The 4,591-nt window shown below is 68.9% G+C and carries 4 protein-coding genes and 1 pseudogene; 2 read left to right on the top strand and 3 right to left on the bottom strand.

What is annotated here, in order from left to right:
• Together AOK08_RS42070 and AOK08_RS42065 are read left to right on the top strand one after the other, a co-directional pair.
• Window positions 1-407: pseudogene (locus tag AOK08_RS42070) on the top strand (hypothetical protein); the annotation flags it as partial.
• A gap of 222 nt (window positions 408-629) precedes the next feature.
• Window positions 630-1,520 (top strand): aminoglycoside phosphotransferase family protein, encoded by an 891-nt coding sequence (locus AOK08_RS42065; RefSeq protein ID WP_055535866.1) that lies wholly within the window; start codon window positions 630-632, stop codon window positions 1,518-1,520.
• A 62-nt stretch (window positions 1,521-1,582) separates the two neighbouring features.
• Here the strand turns inward: AOK08_RS42065 and AOK08_RS42060 are convergent, their stop codons facing one another.
• From AOK08_RS42060 to AOK08_RS42055, 3 genes are all read right to left on the bottom strand, one after another.
• Window positions 1,583-2,410 (bottom strand): hypothetical protein, encoded by an 828-nt coding sequence (locus tag AOK08_RS42060; protein WP_157877050.1) that lies wholly within the window; start codon window positions 2,408-2,410, stop codon window positions 1,583-1,585.
• Between the two features lie 135 nt (window positions 2,411-2,545).
• Window positions 2,546-3,781, bottom strand: a complete 1,236-nt coding sequence (locus tag AOK08_RS44330) for a lanthionine synthetase LanC family protein (protein ID WP_079054591.1) — start codon at window positions 3,779-3,781, stop codon at window positions 2,546-2,548.
• A partial coding sequence (locus AOK08_RS42055; protein ID WP_198539571.1) for a thiopeptide-type bacteriocin biosynthesis protein occupies window positions 3,778-4,591 on the bottom strand: 814 nt, incomplete at its 5' end. The genes AOK08_RS44330 and AOK08_RS42055, both read right to left, overlap by 4 nt.

Raw genomic sequence — 4,591 nt, 5'->3', positions numbered from 1 at the left:
GCCCCCCACTGCCCCGGTACCCCGTCGTCTCCGCTCATGACGCCTACGCCAGCTGGGAGTTGACCACCCGACCGCCTCTGCCCTCCCCGCTCGCCCCGCCGCCTGCGCCGGAGCCACCGGAGTCAGTTGCCATGCCCGGCACCGACGCCGAGGCCATGAGCCTGCTCGCTACGGACACCGCCCAGCGTGCCCACACCCTGCTCCTCAGCCTGAGCTCATCCCCGGGACCTGCCCCGCAGTCGGCGCCGATCATGCCGGCCGACCCGAGGGAGGACGCAGCCCGCCTGGCCGCGCAACACCCTCTGTCCCTTCCGTTGCAACGGCGTATGCGGGAGACCCTGGAGAGGAATGAGGACGAGCGGGCCCGCGCGACCGCCCCACAGACCCGCGCACCCACACCCGAATGATCACAGGCCGCGTGCCCTCCCACAGGCCACCCCTTCCTGCGGCTCAGATGGCCGCGGCCGCTGGCAGGCTCATGCACCAACTCCCGTCCAACGGAACGCCTACCGGATTGGCGCAGCTGAGAGCGCCAAGGACAGGCGCCGAGCAGTCAGAACGATCAGCTCCCGCACACGGCGGGGTAGCCTCGCGGCGTCGCCGCCACGCGCTCTCCGGAGAATTCCTTCATGACGTACGACGCTCCTCTGCCTGCCGACCTACAGCAGTGGGTCCGCGACCGGATGCCGGGGCGGGCCCGGGTCACGGACGTGTCCTGGCCACGCGGCGACTCCATGGTCTGGCGCCTGGTCACGGACAGGGACGAGATCTACGTCAAGATCAGTCCGACCCCCGAGGACTACGCGCGGGAGGTACGGGGCTACGCACACGCGGCGTGTGCCCTCTCCCCCGGTGAAGCTCCCCGCCTGCTCGCCAAGGCCCCCGGTCTGCGCGCCCTCATGTCCTCGTCGCAGCCCGGCCGTGTCGTACGCGGCCTCCTCCTCAACACCGCCGAGGAACTCCTCCTGTACAACCTCGCCGGCGAGTTGCTGCGACGCTGGCACGAGCACCCCGTCCCCGCCTCCCCTCACGAACGTGCGGCCATTCAGGAGTCCGTGGCCGGTCAAGCGCGCGAGGCGGCCACATGCCTGGAGAGCATCACCTCGGCGCACCTCAGCACGGCCGAACGCGACCTGGTCCGTCGGGTCCGCGACGAATTGCCGCACCTCGCCAAGGAGCTCCCGGTCGTCTATCGGCACGGCGACTACGCCACCCGTAACTGGATGTGGGACGCCTCGCGCGGACACGGTGTGATCGACTTCCAGAAGTCCGCCCACGGGCTCGCCATCGAGGAATTCGTGTGGCTCTTCGGGGCGGTGTGGGCGACGCGCCCCGACCTCGAGGCTGCCTACTTCAGCGGATACGGGCGTCCGCTGACGGACACCGAGCGGCAGGCGCTGCTCCTGTTCACCACCCGCCTGGGCGTCTCGTATCTTCATACCGGAATCGCGAAGAGACGCACTCTGCTCATCGACCGAGGTCACCTCGTCCTCGAGCGTATGGTGCGTGCCTGCAGCTGACCGCGCGGGCGCGCCGCCCTTGCCGGGCTCGGCCGCCACGCTCGCGTCACCGCAGCATCGCGTCAGTCGGAGACTCGCAAGGCGGTCGTGACCGGGTATCGGGCCGTCAGCGCTTCCATTACTCCACGGTTCGGCTCCCAGCTGCCGTCCACCGGCCAGGTCGGCAGGTGGGCCAGGTTCTGCTCGTACAGGTCGCGCCCGGCCGTGGTGAGAGCCAGCCGGTCACGCCCCTCCAGCGCGAGCCGTGTCTCCGTGCCCGGCTCTTCGTGCACGAGCCCACAGGCCACGGCGGCACGGACATGGATGGCCACGTCGGGCTGGTGCATCAGTGTGCCGAGTCTGTCGCTCTGCGCGGTGCCCCAGACGACACGCAGCACTTGGGTGGGGTGAAGGGCATCGTCGCTGTTGGGGTTGGCTTCAACGTGCGCGACCTTCTCAAGAAACGCGGCCTCCACCGCGCCTTTGCTGGTTCCGCGGACAGTGATGAGGACCTGGCTCTCCCCGCGGTCCACCACCCTGGGGACCGCAGGTTCCGTGGTGAAGCGGCTTTCGAACTCCCATTGCCATCCTTCCCGCAAGGACGACCATCCGCCTCGCCGACGGACGCTGTAGCCGCGATATTGCGCGAATTGACAGAAAACGGCGCACCGTTCGGGCATTCGCGTCCACACCGTGCCGCCCGGCGACGCGAGGTCCCACAGAGCGGCATCCCAGGACTGCACGGCGCCGGTGATCCCGAGCCCGTCCGCTGCCTCGTTGAAACCTTGGGCGCGGCCTTGCGCGATTTCGTGGGCGCTGTCACGGTTCCACTGCTCGACAACGGCCTCGGCGTGGGCCCGCTCGGCGAAGGCGTACGGCTCACCGGCCAGCACGGCGATATGAAGAGCCATTCGTCGATGTTCCCAGAGGAGTTCGGATTTGTGGACGCCTTGTCAACGGCCTCTCGGCATGTCCCTGTTGTCTATGTCGATGAGCGCGTGGACATAGACAACGTGTACGTCCAGTACGACGACCATAGTTGGGTGTCAGGACAGCAGCAGGAGGCAGTCCCATTCATCAGTCGGGTGGGGTAGCAGACCACCCAGGTCAGCTAGAGCTAGCGCCGTGCCTGCCCGTCCGGTGAGGAAGCCGTTCGGCTGGGTTGTCCGGACGCCGTCCAGCGTCGGGGGGATGGCCCGTTGTGCCAGTGTGTGACAGGACAATCGCAGAGCGCTTTGGAGGACGCCAGCACTGCCGTGGCAAAGGGCGGAGCCTTCGGTGTCCCATTCTTGCGGTGGCCGGGCGGCAAGAGCGTTCATGGCGTCGGCGGCGGTTCGACTGAGGGCGGGGACACCTATGGCGTGGCCAGCACGGGCTAGTGCGGCGGCTATGCCGGGGGTGCCGTAGCACCAGGCGGTGGTTCGTCCTGGTGTATGAGCCAGGACTTCTTCTTGCTCGCCGCCGTCCAAGGCTTCTCCGCTGATGTGGGGTGCCCATGTGCGCTCGGGCGCCTGCCAGTTGAGGAGCCATTCTGCTGCGGTGTGGATGGCATCGGGTTGTCCAGGAAGGGTGTGCCCGGACAGGTGGGCTGTGGCCAAGACCGCGAGGGGGCCGGCGATGCCGTGGGCGAGGCCGGTAGTGGCGGCGCCGGTGGTGGGGATTCGAACGTTCGGGGGGTGAAGAGCCGCGGGGAGCCACCAGCCCGGACGGGTTCCGATGGGGGTGAGGATCATACGGGTCAGAGCGGATAGAGCGGCGTTCAGACCCTGTTCGGCTTCGGCGTGGTGGCCCCGGTTGTGGGCGGCGAGGAGGACACGGCCGATGCCTGTGAGGCCTTTGATGGCGTCGTAGACGGCCCAGGGGGTGGCTTGCTCTGGCGCGGCCTGGTCTTGATGGCGTGCGAGTCCGGCGGCGCGCGCGGAGAGCCAGGTCGTAGCGCGGGACAGCAGGTTCTGGTGCGTGCTGTTGGGTGGCAGGTAGCCGGTTCCGATGATCAGGGAAGCGGCGAGGGCTCCGGGGCCAGTGTGGACGCCGTCGGGAGGTGCGGTGCCTAGCAGCCGGGCAGCGGTGTCCCAGTGAGCTGCGGCCGCCTGGGCTGAGCCCGGTTCCGCCTGGGCGAGGCAGGCGTGCATGAGCGCTGTTCCGGCCAGGCCGTAGCACAGGGTGGAGGCGGCGCGTTTCGATAGGGACGTGGCGATGGTTTCGGGGCTGCGGAGATCGCGGGTGATCTCCAGTGCGGCTTGTGCCGCTTCCGCGGCCCGGAGATGGTTGGTGGCACTCATGTCCGGTGCAGGAGGTCCGCGGCCAGGGTACGCATGACTCGTTCTGTTCCAGGGTCGACGGCGAGCATGCGGTTGGCGTGCATGTGGATGACGTCGCTGGCGCATCGCGAGGCGGATTGACGAGCAACGGTGTCGCGGTAGGCGAACAGTGCGGCGCGGCGCTCCGATTGGGCGGTGACCAGGCTGTCTGGGATGAGCACGGTGGGACCTGTGAGGCGGCCGCGTAGAGCGTCGCGTTGACGGCGCTGCTCTCGGGTGAGGCGGCCGGGCCCCAGGGCTGAGCGGGGCTCGTCTGAGGCGAGGATGCGTGCAATCTCTCCGGCGCACGCAGCGGCGATGAGGAGGCGCTCGTCTTCGGCGCGGTTGAGGACACTCAGAGCGAAGCGGCTGTCGGCGCAGAAGAGGTGTTCGACGGCGGTGATGGCCTGCGGTCCGCCGTAGCGCTCGATCTCCTGCTCGTACGGCTCCAGACGCAGGGCGGTGGGGCCGAGCAAGCCGCGGCGGCGCAGCTGCTCGGCGAAGTCGGCCAACTGGGGCTGGATTTCGGTGGCGAGAATGTGGGGGCTCGCGTGGAAACGCAGACGCAGGTGGGGTCCAAGGGCAGGGGTCGTGTAACGCAGCCAGAACCAGCGGTCGACGTCCTCGGGGAGGTGGGTGAGCAGTGGGGCGAGTTCAGTGAGGACCCTGTTGTGGAGGTGGGCGGGCGCGGCGAGTGTCGTGGAGAGCCAGCTGCTGCCGGGCAGATGGGTGCCGGCGCCTGGGGTTCGTAGTGCGGCACGCGGGTCGATCGGCGTGGGGTGGGGGGTGTGG

Origin of the sequence: Streptomyces graminilatus (assembly GCF_001418565.1) — a bacterium.
GTDB lineage: Bacteria > Actinomycetota > Actinomycetes > Streptomycetales > Streptomycetaceae > Streptomyces > Streptomyces graminilatus.
This window is presented reverse-complemented; position numbering and strand designations above follow the sequence as displayed.

What these genes read in the sequence shown, in the direction of transcription:
- AOK08_RS44330 (WP_079054591.1), bottom strand. Translation starts at nt 3,781, where the DNA reads ATGAGTGCCACCAACCATCTCCGGGCCGCGGAAGCGGCACAAGCCGCA.
- AOK08_RS42065 (WP_055535866.1), top strand. Translation starts at nt 630, where the DNA reads ATGACGTACGACGCTCCTCTGCCTGCCGACCTACAGCAGTGGGTCCGC.
- AOK08_RS42060 (WP_157877050.1), bottom strand. Translation starts at nt 2,410, where the DNA reads ATGGCTCTTCATATCGCCGTGCTGGCCGGTGAGCCGTACGCCTTCGCC.